The sequence below is a fragment of the Enterococcus sp. DIV1279b genome (assembly GCF_050531515.1).
In the GTDB taxonomy this organism is placed as follows: domain Bacteria; phylum Bacillota; class Bacilli; order Lactobacillales; family Enterococcaceae; genus Enterococcus_D; species Enterococcus_D casseliflavus.
The window spans coordinates 1,439,947-1,463,166 of sequence record NZ_CP172891.1; the positions used below are offsets into that span (position 1 = coordinate 1,439,947).

At 42.2% G+C, this 23,220-nt stretch carries 22 protein-coding genes; 17 read left to right on the forward strand and 5 right to left on the reverse strand.

The genetic code is table 11. From position 1 onward, the window contains the following. Positions 1-23: 23 nt before the first annotated feature. A complete protein-coding gene (locus IGI71_RS06695; protein WP_010748006.1) occupies positions 24-332 on the forward strand; it encodes a PspC domain-containing protein in 309 nt (102 codons plus the stop codon). Then, on the forward strand, positions 332-691 hold the full coding sequence (locus IGI71_RS06700; protein WP_005225788.1) for a phage holin family protein: 360 nt from the start codon (positions 332-334) through the stop codon (positions 689-691). The genes IGI71_RS06695 and IGI71_RS06700 overlap by 1 nt, the downstream gene beginning before the upstream one ends. A gap of 62 nt (positions 692-753) precedes the next feature. Here the strand turns inward: IGI71_RS06700 and IGI71_RS06705 are convergent, their stop codons facing one another. After that, positions 754-2,454: a M3 family oligoendopeptidase gene (locus IGI71_RS06705; RefSeq protein ID WP_231434872.1), complete on the reverse strand. Its 1,701-nt coding sequence runs from the start codon at positions 2,452-2,454 to the stop codon at positions 754-756. 157 nt (positions 2,455-2,611) lie between these two features. On the opposite strand from IGI71_RS06705, the gene hprK reads away from it, so the two are divergent. The 6 genes from hprK (at position 2,612) to IGI71_RS06735 (ending at position 7,712) form a co-directional block, all read left to right on the forward strand. Beyond that, positions 2,612-3,547: an HPr(Ser) kinase/phosphatase gene (gene hprK, locus IGI71_RS06710; protein WP_005225790.1), complete on the forward strand. Its 936-nt coding sequence runs from the start codon at positions 2,612-2,614 to the stop codon at positions 3,545-3,547. Between the two features lie 14 nt (positions 3,548-3,561). Further along, entirely contained in the window at positions 3,562-4,392 is an 831-nt protein-coding gene (lgt, locus tag IGI71_RS06715; protein WP_010748008.1) for a prolipoprotein diacylglyceryl transferase, read from the forward strand. 75 nt (positions 4,393-4,467) lie between these two features. Continuing rightward, positions 4,468-5,496 (forward strand): NAD(P)H-dependent glycerol-3-phosphate dehydrogenase, encoded by a 1,029-nt coding sequence (locus IGI71_RS06720; protein WP_005225792.1) that lies wholly within the window; start codon positions 4,468-4,470, stop codon positions 5,494-5,496. 17 nt (positions 5,497-5,513) lie between these two features. Then, complete coding sequence (gene galU / locus IGI71_RS06725) at positions 5,514-6,431, forward strand: UTP--glucose-1-phosphate uridylyltransferase GalU (protein WP_005225793.1); 918 nt, start codon at positions 5,514-5,516, stop codon at positions 6,429-6,431. A 160-nt stretch (positions 6,432-6,591) separates the two neighbouring features. After that, entirely contained in the window at positions 6,592-7,017 is a 426-nt protein-coding gene (locus tag IGI71_RS06730; RefSeq protein ID WP_005235398.1) for a DUF948 domain-containing protein, read from the forward strand. 14 nt (positions 7,018-7,031) lie between these two features. Continuing rightward, positions 7,032-7,712, forward strand: a complete 681-nt coding sequence (locus IGI71_RS06735) for a YtxH domain-containing protein (protein ID WP_005235400.1) — start codon at positions 7,032-7,034, stop codon at positions 7,710-7,712. Positions 7,713-7,793: 81 nt separating this feature from the next. On the opposite strand, the gene IGI71_RS06740 is transcribed toward IGI71_RS06735, so the two are convergent. Beyond that, entirely contained in the window at positions 7,794-8,672 is an 879-nt protein-coding gene (locus tag IGI71_RS06740; RefSeq protein ID WP_010748009.1) for an NAD-dependent epimerase/dehydratase family protein, read from the reverse strand. A gap of 53 nt (positions 8,673-8,725) precedes the next feature. After that, on the reverse strand, positions 8,726-9,826 hold the full coding sequence (locus IGI71_RS06745) for a M24 family metallopeptidase (protein WP_010748010.1): 1,101 nt from the start codon (positions 9,824-9,826) through the stop codon (positions 8,726-8,728). A gap of 194 nt (positions 9,827-10,020) precedes the next feature. On the opposite strand from IGI71_RS06745, the gene ccpA reads away from it, so the two are divergent. Next, positions 10,021-11,019 carry a catabolite control protein A gene (gene ccpA, locus IGI71_RS06750; RefSeq protein ID WP_005225798.1) on the forward strand — a complete coding sequence of 333 codons (999 nt, stop codon included), beginning with the start codon at positions 10,021-10,023 and terminating at the stop codon, positions 11,017-11,019. 144 nt (positions 11,020-11,163) lie between these two features. Here the strand turns inward: ccpA and IGI71_RS06755 are convergent, their stop codons facing one another. Beyond that, entirely contained in the window at positions 11,164-13,608 is a 2,445-nt protein-coding gene (locus tag IGI71_RS06755) for a transglycosylase domain-containing protein (RefSeq protein ID WP_010748011.1), read from the reverse strand. A gap of 262 nt (positions 13,609-13,870) precedes the next feature. On the opposite strand from IGI71_RS06755, the gene tyrS reads away from it, so the two are divergent. From tyrS to IGI71_RS06775, 4 genes are all read left to right on the forward strand, one after another. Further along, positions 13,871-15,133 carry a tyrosine--tRNA ligase gene (gene tyrS / locus IGI71_RS06760; protein WP_010748012.1) on the forward strand — a complete coding sequence of 421 codons (1,263 nt, stop codon included), beginning with the start codon at positions 13,871-13,873 and terminating at the stop codon, positions 15,131-15,133. Positions 15,134-15,202: 69 nt separating this feature from the next. Beyond that, positions 15,203-16,114 carry an AEC family transporter gene (locus tag IGI71_RS06765; RefSeq protein ID WP_167822875.1) on the forward strand — a complete coding sequence of 304 codons (912 nt, stop codon included), beginning with the start codon at positions 15,203-15,205 and terminating at the stop codon, positions 16,112-16,114. 88 nt (positions 16,115-16,202) lie between these two features. Then, positions 16,203-17,096, forward strand: a complete 894-nt coding sequence (locus IGI71_RS06770) for a deoxyribonuclease IV (protein WP_010748014.1) — start codon at positions 16,203-16,205, stop codon at positions 17,094-17,096. A gap of 45 nt (positions 17,097-17,141) precedes the next feature. After that, positions 17,142-17,528, forward strand: coding sequence for a cytidine deaminase family protein (locus IGI71_RS06775; protein WP_010748015.1), 387 nt, complete (start codon positions 17,142-17,144; stop codon positions 17,526-17,528). Positions 17,529-17,667: 139 nt separating this feature from the next. Here the strand turns inward: IGI71_RS06775 and IGI71_RS06780 are convergent, their stop codons facing one another. Then, positions 17,668-18,285: an FMN-dependent NADH-azoreductase gene (locus IGI71_RS06780; RefSeq protein WP_005225804.1), complete on the reverse strand. Its 618-nt coding sequence runs from the start codon at positions 18,283-18,285 to the stop codon at positions 17,668-17,670. Positions 18,286-18,447: 162 nt separating this feature from the next. On the opposite strand from IGI71_RS06780, the gene IGI71_RS06785 reads away from it, so the two are divergent. The 4 genes from IGI71_RS06785 to IGI71_RS06800 all read left to right on the forward strand — a co-directional run bounded on the left by IGI71_RS06785 (position 18,448) and on the right by IGI71_RS06800 (position 23,015). Next, the gene (locus IGI71_RS06785) at positions 18,448-19,143 is read left to right on the forward strand and encodes a response regulator transcription factor (RefSeq protein WP_010748016.1); all 696 of its coding nucleotides are present in this window, start codon (positions 18,448-18,450) and stop codon (positions 19,141-19,143) included. Continuing rightward, positions 19,140-20,087, forward strand: coding sequence for a sensor histidine kinase (locus IGI71_RS06790; protein WP_010748017.1), 948 nt, complete (start codon positions 19,140-19,142; stop codon positions 20,085-20,087). Before IGI71_RS06785 ends, IGI71_RS06790 begins: the two co-directional genes overlap by 4 nt. Before the next feature lie 89 nt (positions 20,088-20,176). Further along, entirely contained in the window at positions 20,177-20,953 is a 777-nt protein-coding gene (locus IGI71_RS06795) for an ABC transporter ATP-binding protein (protein WP_010748018.1), read from the forward strand. Then, entirely contained in the window at positions 20,925-23,015 is a 2,091-nt protein-coding gene (locus tag IGI71_RS06800; protein ID WP_430616272.1) for an ABC transporter permease, read from the forward strand. Before IGI71_RS06795 ends, IGI71_RS06800 begins: the two co-directional genes overlap by 29 nt. Positions 23,016-23,220 lie beyond the last annotated feature (205 nt).

Consider the following 23,220-nt stretch of genomic DNA (forward strand, 5'->3'; position numbering starts at 1 on the left):
GAAAAGAAGGAAGGTGTAGATAAATGAACAAAAAATTAACAAAATCAGCCAATAACGTTGTCATTACAGGTACTCTAGGGGGGCTGGCAGAATACTTGCGAATTGATCCAACCATCGTTCGCGTGATCTATGTCTTTCTATCTTTAGTGACTGCTGCGTTTCCTGGAATCACTTTATATATCATCATGGCGGTCTTGATTCCTTCTGGTCGCAAGAGTACCTCAGGATATGGCCACGACAATCACTACTACAAGCAAAACAAATACAATGAAGCAAATCGTCCCCGTAAAGAAGCGGAAAAGGTGGAGGATGAGGACTGGAGTGACTTCTAGTGTCTTATTTTCAACGGCTTATCATGAATACATTGACGTTTGTCACATTGGCGGTTCTATTACCAAATATGATCCATGTTCAAAGCATTATGACTGCAGTGATCGCCAGTTTCGTACTGTCGATCCTGAATGCTTTGATTAAACCAATTCTGATCGTCATTTCATTTCCATTGACTTTACTGACGCTTGGTTTCTTCACTTTTGTGATCAATGCGCTCATGCTGAATTTGACTTCATATTTTGTTGGGTCAGCCAACTTCGGCTTCTCCTCGTTTGGGGCAGCGCTATTAGTGGCACTGATCATGTCAGTGATCAATATGATCGTGACCGAACACCATATCGAAAAATATTCACGTTAAAAAGACGTTTCACGTTTTCTCCCACTAGCTTTCAAGCTAGTGGAGAAACGGAAACGTCTTTTTTAGTTTAACTGTTCTTCTTTGATAGCAGCAAGGTACGTATCTACTGCCTGTAACGTCTCATCAAGCGCCCCTTTTTCAAAAGGTGAACGCAAATGAGCAAGAGACAGGATCTCAAGGAATGTTTTTGTGCCGCCGACTTCGCAGATGGCCAAATAATCTTGCCAAGCGGTTTCGTCTTTTGCCACGATGAATCGATACCAAAATTGGAACGCACACACTTGCGCCAATGTATAATCGATATAATAGAAAGGTGATTCAAAAATATGCCCTTGTCTAAACCAATACAAGCCACGATCAAGGTCAGGATATTCTGAATAATCCCGTTCTGGGCAATATTGGCGCTCTAATTCCCGCCAACGGGTTTTGCGCTGTGCTGGTGACCACTCAGGATGCTCATAAACGTCTTGTTGGAAGTGATCCACTAAAACGCCATAAGGCAAAAATTGCAGGCTACTAGCAAGATGCGCAAATTTGTATTTTTCTGTTTCTTCTTCAAAAAAAGCATCCATCCATGGCCAGGCGATAAACTCCATCGACATTGAATGGATCTCGCAAGACTCATAATTGGGAAAGAGAATTTCCGGTTCTTTGATCCAACGAGAGCGAAAGGCTTGAAACGCGTGGCCAGCTTCGTGGGTCAAAACATCGACATCGCCAGAAGTGCCGTTAAAGTTGGCAAAGATAAATGGCGATTGATAGTCTTGGATAAACGTACAATAGCCGCCAGATTGTTTGCCTTTTTTGCTTAGTAGATCAAGTAGGTCATGCTCGACCATAAAATCAAAAAATTCGCCAGTTTCAGGGGATAGTTCCTGATACATCACACGGGCTTTTTCTACTAGTTCTTCAGGAGTTCCTTTAGGCTCTGCGTTACCACTAGGATAAACAAGCGGCAGGTCGGTAAAGGTTGCCTGAGTTAATTGATTACGCTGCGCCTGTCTTTGGTACAGTTTTTGGGTAATTGGGACGACTTTTTCTAAAATTTCCCGACGATAGGTTTCGATCATTGAACGATCATAGTCCCAACGATTCATTTGGGTATCCGCAAAGGCAACATAATTTTCAAAGCCGAGCTTATGGGCGATCTCGGTACGAACCTTGACCATCTCGTCATAAATTTGATCAAAACGGTCTTCATTTTCCGTGAAGAAAGCCGTTTGTTTTTCAAACGCTTCTTTTCGAACACCTCGATCTTTGTTTTCGGTAAATGGTCGCAGTTGTGCGAGGGTATAGGTTTCTCCTTGGAAGTCGATTTGGGCAGAAGCGACCAATTTGCTGTAATCAGAAGCCAATTGGTTTTCTTTTTGAAATAATTCGATCAAGGCCTCATCAAAAAGCTTCACACGGCTTTCGGCAAATAAAAAAAGTGTTTCTGGATATTCGGCTTTTAATTCATCTAAGACAGGTGAAGCCAGGAGTGCTTGATAGAATTGAAAATCCAGAGCTTCAAAATGAGGTTGGTATTCATTCCAAAAGGTGTCTTCTGCTTCATAAAAGGCATCGTTAGTATCGATCGAATAGCGGATCGAAGCCAAGTTCATTGCGGTATCGATCGTTCCTCTTAGTTCGTTCAAAGCATCAAGGGCTTGCTTCGCCTCCGAGAAGGTATCGGCTGACTGAAGGTTTGCTAATGCTTTTTTGAATGTTTCTTGATAAACTGGAAAATCAGGGCGTTGATACTTGTATGCTGAAAATTTCATTAAAAATCCCTCCTTAGTAAAATAATAACACAAACGAAAAAGAATGAGGACTTCTATTGGCGAAGGTAGTAACTTTACTGATAGAATGATAAAATAGAACCAGAGTGTCGTTTACAAGAAACAGCGGCAAGAATCATTGAGAAAAGAGGGAAAACCTATGGCAGAAACCGTCAAAGTCAGCGAGCTGGCGGAGGCTTTAAATTTAGAGATAGTTGAAGGAACTGAAAACAGTTTAGAAAGAGAAATCATTACCGGCGATATTTCCCGACCTGGTTTGGAATTGACGGGTTATTTTAATTACTATTCCCATGATCGTCTGCAATTATTCGGCAGCAAAGAGATCACCTTTGCGGAACGAATGATGCCAGAAGAACGCTTGATGGTGATGCGCAAAATGTGTGCCGAGGATACCCCAGGGTTTATCGTTTCTCGCGGCTTGGAAGTACCAGCAGAAATGATTCAAGCCTGCAAAGAACATGAGATTACGATTCTACGTTCGCCCATCTCAACGTCACGTCTGCAAGGAGAGCTTTCTAGTTTCCTCGATGGGCGCTTAGCCACAAGAACCAGTGTCCATGGGGTATTAGTGGATGTCTATGGGCTAGGTGTTTTGATTCAAGGCGATAGCGGAATTGGGAAAAGCGAAACAGCCTTAGAGTTAATCAAACGTGGGCATCGGTTGATCGCTGACGATCGGGTGGATGTGTATAAGCAAGATGAATTGACTTTGGTAGGGGAACCGCCGAAAATCTTGCAGCACTTGATCGAGATCCGCGGGATCGGGATCATCGATGTCATGAATCTTTTTGGTGCCAGTGCCGTACGAGGGTATATGCAGGTTCAAGTAGCGGTGTATTTAGAAGCTTGGGCGAAAGACAAAAAGTATGATCGACTAGGAACCGATGATACGACGGTTGAAATTGGTGGCGTCGATGTACCACAAATCAAGATCCCGGTAAAAACTGGTCGAAATGTTGCGATCATTATCGAAGTCGCTGCCATGAATTTCCGAGCGAAAACGATGGGCTACGATGCAACGAAGACCTTTGAAAATCGATTGACGCAATTGATCGAAGAAAATTCTGGAAACTAGAGAGGATAAGATAGATGTTAGGTTTAGTAAATCGAGTCGCATTTGAACTATTTGGTTTGCCGATTTATTGGTATGCGATCATTATCGTATCAGGCGTGATCATTGCTATGTGGTTAAGCACGAGAGAGGCGGTTCGTGTCGGGCTCAAGCCAGATGATGTGACTGATTTTATGTTAATTGGATTGCCAGTAGCGATCATTGGTGCGCGGCTTTATTATATTCTGTTTGACTTGCAATACTACATTGATGACCCAAGTCAAATTTTCAATATTCGCTCTGGTGGGATCGCGATCTACGGCGCACTGATCGCCGGGGGGATCTGGCTATACTTTTTCTGCCAACGAAATTTTATTTCTCCCTGGACCTTCTTAGACATCGCCGCACCAAGTGTCTTATTGGCACAAGGCATCGGGCGTTGGGGCAACTTTATGAACCATGAAGCATTTGGCGCTGAAGTCAGCCGCTCCTTCTTAGAAAGTTTGTATATACCGAAATTTATTATCGATAATATGTATATTGATGAAGCGTATCGGCAGCCGACTTTTCTTTATGAATCGGTTTGGAACGTGATTGGATTTATCGTTTTGATCTTCTTGCGTAAGAAAACTGGGTTATTAAAAGAAGGCGAAGTCTTCTTGAGCTACTTGATTTGGTATGGATTCGGGCGCTTCTTTATTGAAGGAATGCGTACCGATAGTTTATACTTATTTGGTGGAATCCGTGTGTCACAGGCACTTTCCGCTTTATTGTTCTTCGGAGCGATCGCTTTAATGATCTGGCGCAGGAAAAAACAAGCGTTAAAGGATTACAACCGCAGCTTTGGTAAGAACCAAGCGATTATCTAAACAGTTATTTTATCGAAATTATGGTAAAATGATGAAGTGCATGAATTTGCGAAAAGGATAGAGGAGGTTTCCATAGTGAAACAGAAAATCGCCGTCTTAGGTCCCGGATCATGGGGGACTGCTTTGGCACAAGTCTTGTCTGAAAATGGACATGAAGTGACTATTTGGGGGAACAATCCCGCCCAAATCGATGAAATCAATACGTATCATACGAATCGGCATTATTTGCCAGATCTGAAGCTTCCTGAAAATATTCTAGGTTGTAAAGATTTAGAAGAGGCGATCCAAGGGGCAGATGCCGTCTTGTTTGTCGTACCAACCAAAGCGATTCGTGCCGTGGCACAAGAATTCACTAAGAAAACAACTGGCAAGCCAGTCATTATCCATGCCTCAAAAGGGTTAGAACAAGGCAGTCATAAACGAATCTCAGAAGTACTTGCCGAAGAGATCCCAGCTGATAAACGGCAAGAAATCGTTGTTTTGTCAGGACCATCTCATGCTGAAGAAGTCGCTGTCCATGATATCACGACGATCACGGCAGCTTCAGAAAATGAAGCGGCTGCTAAGTATGTACAAGAGCTATTTATGAATGATTACTTTAGAATCTACACGAATAACGATGTGATCGGTGTCGAAACTGGCGCCGCTTTGAAGAACATCATCGCCATTGGTGCCGGTGCTATCGCAGGACTGGGCTTTGGGGATGATGCGAAGGCTGCGATCATGACCCGTGGGTTAGCGGAAATCAGTCGTCTTGGTGTGGCAATGGGTGCCAATCCTTTAACCTTTATCGGATTGAGTGGGGTTGGCGATTTGATCGTCACTTGTACCAGTGTCCATTCGCGGAATTGGCGTGCAGGAAACCTATTAGGAAAAGGCCATAGCTTAGATGAAGTATTAGACAATATGGGGATGATCGTTGAAGGAGTTTCAACCACAAAAGCTGCCCGCGAATTAGCAGAAGCTTTGTCGGTGGAAATGCCAATCACAGAAACGATTTATTCGGTCTTGTATGAAGGCAAAGACATCAAGCAAGCAGCTAAAGATATTATGCTGCGAGACGGCAAAGAAGAAAACGAATTTTCGGTAGATCAATCATTATGATTAAAGGAGCGAGTCACATGAATGTTAAAAAAGCAGTTATCCCAGCAGCTGGTCTAGGTACCCGATTTTTACCAGCTACAAAGGCAATGGCAAAAGAAATGTTGCCGATCGTTGACAAACCAACGATCCAGTTTATCGTGGAAGAAGCATTACAATCAGGGATCGAAGATATTTTGATCGTCACAGGGAAAGCAAAGCGTCCAATCGAAGACCATTTCGATGCCAATTTAGAATTAGAGATGAATCTAAAAGAAAAAGGCAAGACGGAGCTTTTGAAATTAGTGGAAGAAACAACTGACGTAAATCTTCACTTCATTCGCCAATCTCATCCAAAAGGATTAGGTCATGCCGTATTACAGGCTCGGGCATTTGTCGGAAATGAACCGTTTGTAGTTATGCTTGGTGATGACTTGATGGAAGATCAAGTACCGTTGACGAAACAGTTGATCGATAATTATGAAAAAACGCATGCATCAACGATCGCTGTCATGGATGTTCCTCATGAAGATACATCAAAATACGGGATCATTGATCCTGGTATGGAAGTTGAAAAAGGCTTGTTCAATGTCAAAAACTTTGTTGAAAAACCAGCGCCAGAAAATGCGCCAAGTGATTTAGCAATTATTGGCCGCTACTTGCTGACCCCTGAAATTTTTGATATTTTAGCCAATCAAGAACCAGGTGCTGGTGGCGAGATCCAATTGACGGATGCCATCGACACATTAAATAAAACCCAACGCGTGTTTGCTCATCAATTTACCGGCAAGCGTTACGATGTTGGAGACAAATTCGGTTTCTTAAAAACAAGTATCGAGTATGGTCTAGTGCACCCTGAAGTCAAAGACAGCTTGAAAGAGTATTTGATCGAGTTAGGAAAAGAACTAGCTCCGGCTCAAAAAGAAGTCAAAGAAGCACCGAAAGCGTCAAAAAAATAACAAAAACTCCTAAACAAGGCGATTTCTGATGAAATTGCTTTGTTTTTTTATTATTTCTCGTTGAAAGCGGATAATTTTCTTAAAAATGCAGTCTTTTATTTGTAGAAAGTGCAGTGAAATGCTATTCTTAATATAAGTAAATGGGGAAAGGAGCCATTCTATGTCAGGAGGAGAACTAGCTGCATTGATTGCTGCGATTGCATTTGTCGTATTGGTCATTTTCGTCGTTCGTTTGTTGATGCAAGTCAGCAAGACAATGACCAAAGTAGACAAAACGGTCGAAGAAGCAAACACAACCATCCGTGTCATTACCAAAGACGTTGATATTCTCTCAAAAGAGGTTGAAGGTCTATTGGTAAAAACGAATGAGCTTTTACAAGATGTGAACGGAAAAGTCGCAACCATCGATCCTTTGTTCACAGCAGTTGCAGATCTAAGTACCAGTGTTTCAGAACTAAATGTTTCTGGAAAAAATTTAATTACGCGCGTGGGTAGTCTTGGCCGGACCACTGCCAAAGCAACGGTAGCTGGAAAAGTCGGTCAAACAGCCATGAAATTTTTCAAAGACAAAAATAACCAAAAATAAAAGGAGGACTTTCAATGAGTAAAAAAGGCGGATTTTTATTAGGAGCAATCATCGGAGGAACAGCAGCAGCAGCAGCAGCACTTTTGTTGGCGCCAGAATCTGGTAAAACATTAAGAAATAAATTAGCAAAACAAGCAGACGATTTATTAGATAAAGCATCTGATTATGGTGATTTAGCCAAAGAAAGAAGTACGGATCTTGTCGATATTGCTAAAGATAAAGCGGCAAAACTAAGCGAGCAAGCATCTGACTTTACCGGTTCTTTAACAGCGAAAGTCGATGACTTAAAAGAAACAGCAGCTGGTTCATCCGAAGAAACCGTTGAAGAGTTAAAGAAACAAGCAGGTGATCTATCAGAACGCTTCAAAAAATCAGCGAGCGATGTGAAAGAAACAGCGAAAGATGCCAAAGAAGATGCAGATGATACAGTCCAAGATATCATTATTGATGCAAAATCTTCTGCAGCGGATATGAAACAAACCGTCAAAGAAGGGGCACAAGAAGCAAAACCTGTAGTTGAAGAAGCCAAAAAAGACGGTCAAGCAGCCGCAGCTGATTTGAAAAAAGAAGCTGGAAAAGCAGCGGATGATGCCAAAAAAACAGCGAAAGCAGAAACAAAAGAAGCTAAAGCTGACTTGGAAGATGCCAAAGAAGAATTAAAAGACACATTAGAAAAAAACAACCCAGAAGCATAAGTAAGGATAAAACTTGATTGCTTTAAAAGATAAAAACGTTCGCCAATTAAATCGGCGAACGTTTTTTTGTGATTTCAGTAGTTATTCGTTTGATGCTTGGGCGATTTCCCAATCGCAAAGTTGGTAGATCCAATCCTGCAGGTGACTGAATGAAAAACCAATTTCCTCAGCGAGCTCCACATTGATCGAATAAGCAGGTGTACCATTGTAAGAGCCTTGATCGCCTGTTTCTGAAAAGAGCGGGGAAAGACCGGTTTTTTTCGATACGTATTGCAGCACTTCTTCTAAAGAAATCGTACCTTTTGACGCACCATTGATGGGTCCTGTGAATGAGCTAGTACCTAGAAACGCTAAAAATTCACCAGCCTCTTGGGCATCCACAAAGCCCATTTGATGCGTTAGATTATCGACAGCCATTGGCTTTTGCTTTATCAGATGGTCAATGTAAAAGGTAAAACGTTTTGTGTAATCATCTGCACCGATCACATAAGGAAAGCGGACAAAAACGGATGGGATCTGACTGTATTTTTGGGTCAGGATCTCTTCCACGGTTCGCTTGCCTTGTGCATAATCGACCTCCTCAGAGCTGACCAGTCTGAAGGGTTCTTTAGCAGGGTCAAAATCCGCTTCACTCAAATCGAAGTGTAATTCATGATACGCAGACATTGAGCTAGTAACGATGTAGCGCTTCGGTGTGACATGACGCAGTAGAATCTCAATGTCGTTGGAAGTATAAGCAATATTGTCGTAAATGACATCATAGGTTTCTTTTGTTAATGCCGTTTTGATACTTTCTTCCTCCATACGATCGAAGATGATTCTGTTGACTTGATCGCCAAAGGAATCTTTCGTGTTCCCTCGGGTAGCGATCGTCACGTCCAATCCTTGATCAATTAGTGATTGGACCAAATATTTACCGAAAAAACGCGTGCCGCCTAAAACCAACACTTTTTTACTCATAAGAACACTCCTTTTCATGTAATTCCAACATGTTGTGCCGTTTTATTAGAAAATCAAGATAAAACCAACAATTCTTTTGCTGTTTTGGTAAAAGGTACACAGCCATCTGCTGTGACATACACACAGTCTTCAATGCGGACACCGACCTGATCTGGTAAATAAATGCCCGGTTCGATAGAGAAGCACATGCCTTCTTCAATCACTAAATCATTGCCAGTGATCAAAGAGGGGAACTCATGAACCGTGGTCCCGATGCCGTGACCTAGACGATGGTTAAAGTAGTCGCCGTAGCCGTAGCCAGTAATCACATCACGAGCAATCTTGTCTAATTCTCCAGCGGTAATCCCAGGTTTGACCGCTGCTTGCGCTGCTAGTTCAGCTTCAAGAACGATGTCATAAATTTTTCTTTGTAAGGCAGTCGGTTCTTTATAGGCAACCGTTCTGGTTGCATCACTGCAGTATTCTTTCCAAACGACCCCTAGGTCAAACAAGACGAGTTCATTGGCAGTCACTTTGCGGTCACCAGGTACGCCATGAGGACTTGCTGCATTGGCACCAGCTAATACGGTCGTATCGAAGGACATATGGGAAACCCCACGTTTTTTCAACTCGTACTCAATTTCTGCCACGATTGCCATTTCGCTGACGCCTTCTTTGATGGCAGCAAACCCAATCTCAAAAGCAACATCTGCCCAGTTGCCAGCTTCTAGCAAGGTGTCGATCTCAGCAGCCGTTTTAGTTAACTGCATTTTTTGAATGACCGGAGTCACATCTAAAGAAAAATCGGTCTGTGGCAAAAACCGTTTCAATGCTTCATAGCGCTCGACGGAAAGGTCATTTTTTTCTAGTGCCAAGGAAGAAACTTGGTAACGAGAGGTCAATTCCTGACAGATTTTCGCCCAAGGGTCTTCGCTATCGAGATAACCGATAATGTCAAAAGGCCAGCCGCTATTTTTTGCTTCTTCTACTTCCAGATCTGGTGTGAAAAGAAAGGGATCTTTTCCAGGTGCGACAAACAAAGCAAGGACCCGTTCATGAGGTTCACTTTTAAAACCTGAAAAATAAGCGATCGTTGCTGGATTAGAAATATAGGCAACATCTGCGCCATTGGTTTTCAACCAGCCATTTAACTCATTGATTTTTTTATCATTCATTTGAAAAAACCTTCTTTCAAGTATTCTTTTTCTATTTTATCATGCTTTCGAAGAGAATAGGGGCGGGGAAAGTAGGAAATTGCTAAGTTTTCATGAAAACAAAATTAAAACGGTTGCAAATACGGAAAAAATTTGCTATCCTAACAAAGAAATGTAAATAAGATTTTCTGAAAATAGAATAAGGGAGATATATCATGGAAAAACAAACAATTACGATTTATGATGTTGCACGGGAAGCGAATGTATCGATGGCAACTGTTTCACGGGTAGTCAACGGAAATCCAAATGTAAAACCAGCAACTCGTAAGAAAGTGCTGGAAGTGATCGACCGCTTGGATTATCGTCCAAACGCAGTTGCTCGAGGGTTAGCAAGTAAAAAGACCACGACTGTTGGTGTCATCATTCCTGATGTCAGCAATATGTTCTTCTCATCACTTGCTCGTGGGATCGATGATGTAGCGACCATGTATAAATACAATATCATCTTAGCCAACTCTGATGGCGATACTATGAAAGAAGTCAACGTTTTGAACAACTTGTTAGCAAAACAAGTGGACGGCGTTATCTTCATGGGTCATCGCATCACGGATGAAATTCGCGGGGAATTCTCTCGCTCAAAAACACCAGTCGTTTTAGCTGGTTCGATCGATCCTGATGAACAAGTAGGAAGTGTCAATATCGATTACACAGCAGCTGCCAAAGATGCTGTTTCATTATTGGCGAAAAACAATCAAAAAATCGCTTTTGTCAGCGGTGCTTTGATCGATCCAATCAATGGCCAAAACCGCTTGAAAGGCTATAAAGAAGCCTTGAAAGAAAACAACCTTGAATATTCTGAAGGGTTGATCTTTGAATCACCATACAGCTTTAAAGAAGGCTTAGCCTTAGTTGATCGCATCATCAACAGTGGTGCGACAGCAGCTTATGTCACAGACGATGAGTTAGCCATCGGCGTCTTAGATGGTTTGTTAGACAAAGGTGTTAAAGTTCCTGAAGATTTCGAGATCATCACCAGCAACAATTCATTATTGGCTGAAGCCGCTCGTCCACGCTTATCAAGTGTGACGCAACCATTGTATGATATGGGTGCCGTTGCGATGCGTCTATTGACAAAAATGATGAACAAAGAAGATGTAGAACAAAAAACGATCGTCTTGCCTTACGGTATTTCAGAAAAAAGTTCTACGAAATAAGCAGCGATTTGATCAAACGATCAGTGGAACAACGCCTTGTTGTTCCACTTTTTGCTTCAACGATCGTTCGTGTGAGGAGAAAATCTATGGATTTTCTCCTCACACTTTTTTTTTGCATAAAAAAACTGATCAGCACAAGGCTGATCAGTCATCATTATTGTTGGTATTTTGTTGATTATTGTCTTGCTGTTCCTCATCGTCATCTTCATCATTTGCCGTAGGTGTAACATTGTTGGATCCGTTATTCGATGATGTATTCGACGAACGATTGGTTGAACGGCTAGAAGATGCTTTTTTCCAATAGTCAGCATAGTTTGTATCTGAACCACCGAGTCCAAATTTGAAATCGACCGTATCTGGTCCGCCAGTGGCCCAATACGAAGTAACGGTACTGCTTGGATTCGTATAGGTTCGATTATCGACTCGCACGGTTCCTCCTGGTTGGGTACCAGTAAACTTGGAAACTTGAGCTTTTTTGACATCACTAGAAAGTTCAAACTTCTGATTCACACCAAAGACTTCTTGGTTTGTTTGATAAATACGATTGATCAAGTAAGCCATATAGTTAGCTGTCCGAGTTCCTGCAGCGCTATCGGTCCCTTTATTGTCATCTCGACCTGACCAGCTGCTGATGGTGATCGATGGGGTGGAGACGACTAGCCAAGAGTCCGACCAGTTGTTGGTGGAACCAGTTTTTCCGACCCAATCGGCATTTCCGAGGTTCCAATCCAATCCGCTGATAACCGATTTAAAGGAACTGGTTTTTTGCTCATCGATGACACTACGCATCATGTCGGTCATGATGGAAGCCGTCGCTTCTGAAAAGACTTGGACAGGTTTGGCTTCATGCTGGTAAAGCACTTCGCCTTCATTGTCTTTGATTGATTCGATGATATAGCCTTGCTGATAAACACCATTATTGGCAAATGTTTGGAAGCCATTCGTTTGATTCAAGACTGTGACATCTGTAACCCCTAATGGCGCTGATTCATACGCCCAGCTATTGTCTTCGGGATAGCCCATTTTGCTTAAATAATTTGTGTAGGCATAAAAATGATCGCCTTCTTTTTCCCAAAGATCTTGGAAAATATTTGTCGCTGCGATATTACTGGAAACCTCCAATGATTCACGAATCGACATAAAAGTATTGGTTCCACGGTTTGTGGCATTGACGATCGGCTCACCGGCGTTTTCTCCTGTTCGCCATTTTGCAGCATAATCAGAAACCATTGATTCAGAGCCCATCAAGCCACTTTCGATTGCCGGTCCGTAAACCAGCATGGGTTTGATACTTGAACCAGCTTGGCGTTTGGCATCAAAGGCATGGTTGAATTGATTGTCAGCATAGTTACGACCGCCAATAAAGCCTAGTACTTTCCCAGTGGCGTTGTCCATCATGACATTGCCGACTTCGATGGTGGAGTCACCCCAGTTGTCTAGCATATAGCCGTATTTGTCGACGGCATCTTGCATCGCATTATAAATATCTTTATCGATCGTTGATGTGACGGTATAGCCACCATTAACAAGTTTTTGCTGCGCCAATTCGAAGTATTTTTGATAGGTTTCCTCTTTGGCGTATTCTTCGTCACTGACATCATCTTCATCTGCCAGCTGTTTGGCAATAATGTCTTTTGCTTCATTTAACACAGTGTAATAAAGGAAGCTTTGATCCGTTTGTTCAATGGCTTCTTGTTTTTTGAAGTCTTGCTTCAAGTCATAATTAAGCGCCTCTTCGTATTCCTCTTTCGTAATATCGTGGTTACGATACATACTGAAGAGCACGAAGTCTTTCCGTTCTAAGCCAGCGGTCAAGTTTTCCTTGATCTCACCCGTATTTGTATAAGGGCTGTAGACGATCGGGCTTTGTGGCAGACCCGCAATAAAGGCTGCTTGTGGTAAAGATAGGTCAGCTGCGTTGACGCCAAAAATTCCTTGCGCCGCTTCTTGCACACCTGCGATATTTTGCCCTTTATTGTTCCGACCGAAAGGGGAGATGTTTAGATACATGGTGACGATCTCATCTTTATCGAAAAATTTCTCCACTTCCATGGCTAATAAAATCTCATTGGCTTTGCGTTTGAAGGTCGTTTCACTGGAAAGGATTTGTTGTTTTACCAGCTGCTGGGTCAAAGTGGAACCCCCGCTGCCGCCAAAGCCTGTCGCTTCTGATAATAATGCCCGCACGACTGCTTTTGGTACGACCCCATTATGAATATTAAAATATTCGTCCTCTGTTGCGATGATCGCTTTTTTCAAATAATCTGAAATTTGATCGGAATTAACCGATGTTCGCATTAGATCCGAGCGAATCGTTGCGATTTTGCTGCCATCAGCGTATGCGAGTTGAGAAGTCTCTGTGATGTCGGTCAATTCTTTTTGTAACTCATCTTTAGAAGGAGCTGCGGTATCTTCCACAAGAAAAGCAAAGTAGCCGGCACCGATCCCTAAGGCTAAAGAACCGCCTAGCACCAGCAAAGAAATAGCAACTAAGAACAAGGCATGTAAAACCCTAAGACTGATGTTGAAATAGAACCAGCCTCTATTTTTGTTTTCTGTATTCTTTTGATTTTTCGTTTTCTGGGACAAAAAGAGTCACCTCAATAAATTAGAATAGATTCCGTGTAATTATAGCAAAAAACAAGGCGCTTGGGTAGCACCCTATCTGTTATCGAAAGAAGTGTGGGAGAAAATGCCAGTTGGTGTTTGTATTGAACCAGCGATAATAAAGGAAAATGAACGGATTTGCCTAAAAGTTTCTTTTTTGGTAAAGGACTTTGAGAGAAAGACTTTTCATTGACCTCTTTTTCAGTTAAGATGAACAATGAAGCAATTATTAGGAGGAGAAAGAATGAGTACAGACTTTTTTGAAGAGCTAAAGCAACGCGGATTAGTTCATCAGACCACAGACGAAGCAGCCTTGACCAAACAATTAAATGAAGAGTCTGTGAAACTATATATCGGCTTTGATCCTACCGCAGATAGCCTGCATATTGGTCATTTATTGCCTATTTTAATGTTGCGCCGTTTCCAACAAAACGGACATGTGCCGATCGCATTAGTAGGCGGCGGTACCGGAATGATCGGTGACCCATCCTTTAAAGATCAAGAACGTCAATTAAACACACTAGATACCGTTTTAGAATGGTCCCAAAGTATCAAGAGCCAATTATCTCGCTTTATTGATTTTGATGACCAAGAAAATCCTGCCATCATTGCCAATAACTATGAATGGTTAGGGGAATTGAAACTGATTGATTTCTTGCGTGACACGGGGAAAAACTTTACCATCAACTACATGATGAGCAAAGAAAGTGTCAAACGTCGGATCGAAACAGGAATTTCCTACACGGAATTTGCATACCAGCTTTTACAAGCCTATGACTTTTTGAACCTTTACGACAACCACGGTTGCTTATTACAATTGGGCGGTAGCGATCAATGGGGCAATATCACCTCTGGGATCGAATTATTACGTCGTGAGCGTGAAGTTCAAGGGTTCGGTTTGACTATGCCATTGATCACAAAAGCAGATGGAACGAAATTTGGGAAAACAGAAGGCAATGCGGTTTGGCTAGATGCCAAGAAAACAACGCCTTACGAGTTCTACCAATTCTGGATCAATACGGATGATCGTGATGCAGTCAAATTCTTGAAATATTTCACCTTCTTATCATTAGAAGAGATCGCTGCGATCGAAGCAGAATTTAACGCTGCACCAGAATCTCGAGCAGCACAAAAAGCTTTGGCAAAAGAAGTCACTACTTTGGTTCATGGGGCAGAGGCTTATGAACAAGCCGTACGCATCTCAGCAAGTTTATTCAGCGGCAATATCAAAGAATTGAACGCTGAAGAGATCGAACAAGGCTTTAAAGGGGTTCCTAGTCATCAGGTAACAGCGGATGATTCTTTGAACATCGTTGAAGTGTTGACGACTGCTAAAATCGAACCATCAAAACGTCAAGCAAGAGAAGATGTACAAAATGGTGCCATCTACATCAATGGGGAACGCGTCCAAGACCTAACGTACGAGCTCCAAGCAAGTGATCGGATCGGTGGAAAATACGTCGTGATTCGTCGTGGCAAGAAAAAATATTTCTTATTAACATTTTAATCGCAAAAAGCGAACCGCCTTGTTGGTTCGCTTTTTTCAAATTTTTGTAGAGGAAGGGTTTTTGTTGGAATGGGAAATATAGTGTTGAATGCCGCCGGTTTATTTGCCATGATCTTCTTAGGGTATTTTCTTAAGCGGCTAAATGTCCTTTCAAAAGCGGATGGCTCGATCTTATCCAAAATTATTTTGAATGTGACGTTACCGGCAGCAATCATTTTGAATTTAGCTTCAATGCAAGTACAAGTCAGTGCGCTTAGTTTGATTGTGATCGCGTTGATCATTACGATCGTCCAGATCCTCTTCGCATTTTTCTTGACCAAAAAAGAATCGAACACGCTGCAGCAGTTTGCGATGTACTGCGGTTCAGGCTTTAATATCGGCAATTTTGCGATTCCTTTTGCCCAAAGCTTTTATCCTTTAGGGATTCCGCTGATTTCGCTGTTTGATATGGGGAACAGTATCATGTTGGCAGGGGGAACGACGATTTTCATCGAATTCTTGATTGGAAAGCGGACGACGTTTGAACCAGGGAAAATCTTTTTGAATCTCCTGCGTTCGCCAACGTTTACTATTTATCTAGTGATGCTGATTATCCGCAGTGCGGATTGGAGGATTCCCGAAGCGGCATTGGCGCTTGTCCAACCAATCGGGATCGCAAATACGTTTTTGTCCATGTTTATGATTGGCTTATTTTTGGATTTCCGCTTACCGAAGCACACCACCCAAACAGTGATCAAAATTTTAAGCTTGCGGTACGGACTGGCATTCGTGCTGTTCGCAGCTTTCTATGTTTTACCAATCCCAGTTTTATTAAAGCCAGTTCTTTGTTTGTTAATGTTTGCTCCAATTCCTTTATTCGGTGTCATTAATTCCGTGATTGCTGGAATGGAGGAAGAAGCGGTGGGGTTCGTTTCTTCCATTAGCTTTTTGATAAGTATGCCGCTAATGACGGGTGTTCTGATGTTATTTGGACTCGCTTGATAAAAAAATACGGCAATGAGCAAAATAATCGCTTTACAAGGCGCTTTTATCGATAATAGAGAAGACTAGATTTAGGAGGAAAAGAAAAATGTTGATTGGTTCACACGTTTCAATGAGCGGCAAAAAAATGCTTTTAGGAGCAGCAGAAGAGGCAGCTAGCTATCAAGCTACTACGTTTATGATCTATACCGGAGCTCCGCAAAACACGCGGCGCAAACCGATCGAAGAGATGCAGATCGCAGCTGGACAAGATTTTATGACGGAAAAAGGAATTTCGAATATCGTCGTCCATGCCCCGTACATCATTAATTTAGGCAATACCATCAAACCAGAAAACTTTGGCTTTGCTGTTTCGTTCTTACAAGAAGAAATCCAACGAGCCCAAGCTTTAGGTGCAACTCAAATCACATTGCACCCCGGTGCCCATGTCGGTGCAGGACCAGAAGCTGGGATCAAGCAGATCATTAAAGGCTTAAACGAGGTCCTTGAAAAAAATCAAACTGCTCAGATCGCATTAGAAACAATGGCAGGTAAAGGCACCGAGATTGGTCGCAGCTTTGAAGAATTGGCAGCAATTATCGATGGTGTCACCTTAAATGAAAAATTATCCGTTACACTAGATACTTGTCACACGAACGATGCTGGCTACAATGTCAAAGAAGACTTTGACGGCGTGTTAAACGAGTTTGACAAAATCATCGGGTTGGATCGCTTGAAGGTCATCCATGTCAATGATTCAAAAAATCCACAGGGCAGCCACAAAGACCGACATGCGAACATTGGTTTTGGCACGATCGGCTTTGAAGCCTTGAATAAGATCGTTCATCATGAGCAATTATCAGCGTTACCGAAAATTTTGGAAACACCCTATGTCGGCGAAGACAAAAAGAATAAAAAAGCCCCTTATGGCTATGAAATCGAGATGCTGCGGGAAAAGACATTTGATCCTGAGCTATTGACGAAAATCATGGCGGGTGCTTAAACGGTTCATTTAACCATGAGCCAGCTTATTATTGGAGGAAGAAAAATGGACTTTCAGTTGCTGATCGATGCCGCGAAACAAAAACTGGGATTCAGACAGCTCTCTCAATTTGCAGAAGCAGGGAGTGTCGCGGCAGCTCTGGCTACTGCAGATGGACAGATTTATACAGGGATCTGTATCGATACCAGCTGTTCTATGGGTTTTTGCGCCGAACAGGCTGCGGCTGCGCAAATGATCACCGATGGTCAGCAGCGGGTGTTACAGATGGTTGCAATCAATACGGCAGGTGAGCCGATCCCACCTTGTGGTCGTTGCCGTGAATTTATCAGCCAGCTGGATCCTGCCAACCATAACACGCAGGTCATGATCGCAGCAGGAAAAATCATGACGCTAGAAGAGCTGTTGCCTTTTGATTGGAAAGCATCAAAATAAAAGAGATTTAGCCCCTTAGACCGCTGTGTTCTATGGGGCCTCTTTGTTTTATCGATCCCATAGACGAGCTACGCTTTTGGATAAAAAAACTCCTCAACAAGCAATAGCGCTTTGTTGAGGAGTTGATCGATAGCAATGATTAGAATTTTTTCGCAGCAGCTGCTACGCGTTCTAAACCTTCAGCAATGATTTCTGCTGTTTTAGAAGGATCTGCATTGTGGCCTTCAATGATTACTTCTTCTGTGATGTTCATGCCGAACATACCACCGAAAACTTTTTCCATAAAGGTTACAGCGTTTTCCATTGCGCTCATTTCGCCTGAGTAAACACCACCACGGGCATTCAATAGAACGATTTCTTTGTCTTTCAATAATTGGTTCATTGAACCATCTTCGTTATAAGAGAAAGTAAAGCCAGCTTGGAAGATGTAGTCGATGAATGTGTGCAAGGCAGCAGGAATCGTTAAGTTCCACATTGGGAAAGCGAAAACGATGGTATCCGCTGCTGCGAATTTGTTCATCACGTCTTGACGGACAGTCATCAATTCTTGTTCTTCTTGGTTTAATTCTTGTTCTTGTGAAAGTTTGCCAAATGCTTCAAATAACGTTTGACCGATATAAGGCATTGGTTGTGCGTACACATCAAAGGTTACAACGTCCACATTGTTGGTATCAAGATTTTCAACGAACGTATCAAACATTTTTGCAGATACTCCATCAGGACGGTTATTGGCTTTAACAACTAAAATATTTTTCATTTTTTTCCACCTTTACTTTAAGTAAGTTTTAATCACAAAATGTAGTATACTATAAAATAATTTTGCTTACAATAAATAAGTACACTTTTTTTAAAAAAGCTGGAATTTTGCAGTTTTTTTCACACAGATTTGGTAAACTTTAGAGAAAACAGGAGGATTTATATGAAAATATTCGTGGTCGAAGATGACAAATCGTTAGTCAAAATGATGGAAAATCAATTATCCCGCTATGCGTATCAAACCTTTGTTCCAGAAAATTTCGCTGCGGTTTTAGATGAATTCTTGATGATCCAACCTGATTTGGTTTTGTTGGATGTCAATCTTCCTTATTATGATGGGTTTTATTGGTGCCAAAAAATCAGGGAACGCTCGTTGGTTCCAATTCTCTTCATCTCCGCCCGTGACGGCAATATGGATCAAGTGATGGCTCTAGAATATGGTGCTGATGATTATCTAGTCAAACCTTTTTCTTATGATTTGCTGCTGGCAAAAGTAAAAAGCCACATTCGTAGAGTCTACGGGGATTATGCACAGTCTGATCGGGCGAGAAGTTTGAAAGCTGGCGAATTGATCTACTATCCCGAAGCATTGAAGATGGTCTATCGTGAAGCCAGTGAATGGCTGACTGTTCGAGAAGGAGAATTATTGACCCTGTTAATGTCGGCACACCCAGAGATGGTCAAACGGGAACGGATCTTAAATCTATTATGGGATGATGAGCGCTTCGTTGATGACAATACGCTTTCTGTCAATGTCGGCCGTTTGCGAAAAAAATTGGCGGCAATGGGCATCAATGATCCGATCCAAACGATTCGCGGAAAGGGCTACGCTTTATCAGTGGTAGGTACGGAAGAATGAAAGCATATGCAAGTGTTCATTTACCTAAACTACTCGTTACCGTCCTAGCCATTTCATTGTTCGTTTTAGTGATTTGGTTGGATGGCTATCGAAATTACCTCGTAATTGGTTATGGTCTGCTTCTATTCGGGCTGTTCATTGTTCTTGTTTATTTGGCAGATTACCTTTCCAATACTGCGTTTTATCAGTATATCAAGCATGGAAGAGCGACACATCGAAGCAATGGCTACCTTTCCAAGCAATGGCGCAAGCAGTTCGATGCACATGAACAGCAAGAGCAAGAGCGGCTGACAGAACTAGATCAGCACCATAAAAATCATATTCGTTTCATGAATATCTGGGTTCATCAAATGAAAACACCTGTCTCAGTTTTGGCGCTAATGGCTGAAAGTGAAGAAGTCGATAGCTATGATCTTTTGGCTGAAACAGATCGCTTAAAAAGTGGCTTGGCGACTGCGCTGAATTTTGTGCGCTTGGAAGATTTCACGGAGGACTTCGTTATCGAGTCAGCCTCACTGTTGGAATTGTTAAAACGCAGTATCGGTGACCAGAAGCGGAATTTTATTCGTAGTGAAGTCTATCCGAAGCTGATGAGTGAAGCAGATATCACGGTGACAACAGACAAAAAATGGCTAGGTATTCTGCTCTTTCAACTCATCAGCAACGCCATCAAGTACTCCAAGCCAGACAGTAAGGTCTATTTTGAGATCGATCCTTTTTCTAGAAGCTTAACGATCGCAGATGAAGGCTGCGGGATTGCAGCAGCGGATCTACCGCGGGTTTTTCGCCCCTTTTATACAGGTCAGAATGGGCGGCAAACAGGAGAGGCAACTGGGATCGGTCTTTATTTAGTTGAGACGATCAGTACGCAATTAGATATCGATGTATCGCTTGCCTCTAAGGAGAATCAAGGCACGACGGTTACCTTAACATTTCGGAGGTGAAGTCTTTCTTACAATTTTGTAAGCTTTCTATCACGAAATCGATAACTGATTGCGGTGCCGCCTGCTAAACTGGTAGCAAAGGAGTGAAGATGATGGCTTTACTAGAATTGAAAAATGTATCGAAAACCTATACAGGGGAAGTGTCTGTTGAGGTTTTACAGCAAATCGATCTCAAAGTGCCAGAAGGAGAATTTATCAGCATTATGGGTCCATCTGGCAGTGGCAAGACCACCATGCTGAATTTGGTGGCAACATTGGATAAACCGACTTCAGGTTCGGTGATCCTCAAGGGAGAGCAGCCACTGGAATTATCTAAGCAAAAACTCGCGGAGTTTCGTCGTCGACAATTAGGCTTTGTTTTTCAAAACTACAATTTGCTTTCGCCATTGAGCGTGCTTGAGAATGTGATTTTACCACTGACATTGGATCGGGTGCCGGTTCCTGAGATGAAAGAACGTTCGGAGCAGCTATTACGTGAACTTGGGATCTATGAGAAAAAAGACAAACGCATCTATCAGCTTTCCGGTGGAGAGCAGCAGCGAGTTGCGATTGCTAGAGCTTTGATTCATCAGCCGGAATTGCTTTTAGCAGACGAACCGACGGGTAATCTTGATTCCAAGGCAGCACGAGATGTCATGGAAATACTAAGTCAGATGAACAAGCAGCGCAAAGTCACTACCATGATGGTCACCCATGATCCGTATTCCGCCAGCTTTTCTGATCGGGTCGTTTTCATCAAAGACGGAAAGCTGTATAACGAAGTCTATCGTGGTGCTGATCAACAGCAATTTTATCAAAAAATTCTTGAAGTCCTAGCACATTTAGGAGGTCGCCGTCATGAATTTCAGACAGTTGATCAATCGTAATCTGCGGGGGAATTTTCGAACTTATGCGGCCTACTTCGTCAGCAGTGCCTTTGCGGCGATGGTGTTTTATATCTTTAGTCTTTTGCTCTTTCATCCGCAATTGGAAGAAAACTTATCTAATAGCGATACACTTTCAAGCTTAGCTAAGGTTGGTCTATCCGTCGCACTCGTGGTGATCGCCTTACTGTCGCTGTTGTTTTTATGGTATACATTTGTGGTCTTTTTGAAACGACGCAAACGTGATCTGGCGATCTACTTGATTTTGGGGATCGAAGAAAAAGATCTGCGAAAGATTTTATTTGTCGAAAATGCCTTCTTAGGGACCGGCGCTACAGTGACCGGTATTGGGTTGGGGATTTTAGTGACGAAATTGTTGCTGCTGATTGCGCAAAATGTCATGTACTTAACAGAAGGACTGAAATTTATGGTTCCTCTGGAAGCTTTAGGATTGACCTTTGGGATCTATGTCTTCATTTTTCTTTTGATCTCCTTTTTCAGTACTCGCGCCTTGCAAGGAGAACAGATCATCTCATTGATCAAGGAAAATGAAAAACCACGTCCTGAGCCAAAAAGTCATTGGGCATTGGCATTTTCAGGAATTGTGCTGTTACTAGTTGGCTATGGATCGGTCTTTTATTTTAGCTACCAAACCTACTCAATGCTGCCACTTATGCTAGGAGTCTTGTTGACTGTTGCAGGCACGATCTTGTCATTCCATCAGTTCAGCGTATTTCTATTGAAACGATTAAAGAAACGCCCAACCTTCTTACGGGGGACTCGGATGCTGACTATCAGCGAATGGATCTTTCGCATGCGAGACAATGCGGCGATGTATAGTCTGATCGCTATTAGTACCTCCGTGGCATTCGTTGGGATTTCCGTGATGCTGGCGATCGGCAGTTCTTCTTTTTCTTCGATCCAAGGAATCAGTGTAGCCTATGTGTTTCCGTGGTCGGGGCCAGAAGACCTCGATCATTCTGAGGGGAAAATGAATGAAATTAAAACTGCCATAGAAGAAAAAGGGTATGCGCCTGTAACGGATAGTGTTTCCTTACTATGGGCCTATGCGAATCTTGATGAATCTGCAGTTATGAATGATTCATTTTATACGACGAATGGCTTTTCAATTATGCGAGAAAGCGACTATCAGAAAATGATGAAACAAATCGGTGAGGAAGCTGATTCCGTTGCAGATAATCAAATAATGACACTTAGTGCTAATTATTCACGTCGAAAACAGCTTCTAGAAGTCCCTGAGAACGAACGCACAAGTATCTATCCACTTGAATTAGGTTCAGAAACCGGTATAAAAAAGGATATTACGATTGTCCACAGCCCCTCAATGCTTTCTCTGGATTACTTTGGATTGTCAGTTGTGACAGATAAGACCTTTGAGGAATGGCAAGCTCTCTTACAAGAATTTAACGATGATATGGAATCTGGTTTTATTTGGTTAGACTATCCAGAATGGGCTGAAACACCTGAATTGGTATCTGATTTCAATGGGAATTTAGATAAAGAAAATGCCTTGATCGATCAGCAATACGAAGAACTCAGTCGGGAGTTTGAAGCCAAAGGTGACTATACAGATGAAGAGTGGTCAGAAGCTGCAAAAGACATTCCGATGCGTACGTCTTATACCTCAAAATACCAAGTTTTCCAAGAAAATCGTCAAGGAAATGGCATCATCTTAATGATCACGGTATTACTAGGTTCGGTTTTCTTTATTTTCTCCGCTTCGATTATCTATTTCCGTTTATTTGCAGATTTAGATAAAGATGGGGCGTACCATCGTTCCTTGCATATTTTAGGTGTGTCGCCCAAGGAGCGTCACAACGTTCTGAGACGCCAGCTGCAAGTGATGTACTTCTTGCCAACAGTCGTTGCAATGATCCATTTTGCGGTGGCAATGACCGCTCTGCGTATTTTAGTAGAATTGCCTGTTTGGCAATACTATGGTGTGATCGTTAGTCTCTTTTTGATTTTCCAAATCGTTTTTTACTTTGTTTGTCAGTATCGGTACTTCCAGCAAATTGATAGGATCACCGATCCGACAGAGTGATTTATTTTTTAGCCAAATCCCTTTCAATCAACACGGATTGGGATTTGGTTTTTTTGTTTGCTGCATTGTTATTTTCTTTCACCAATGAAGCGTTTTAATTGTGTAAATCACCGAAAAGCAGATAAAATTAGTTAACACTGATTCTATTAGGCAGTCGCTGATACGCTGCAAGAATGTGGCAACTGGAAGTCTATTTTTCTCACCG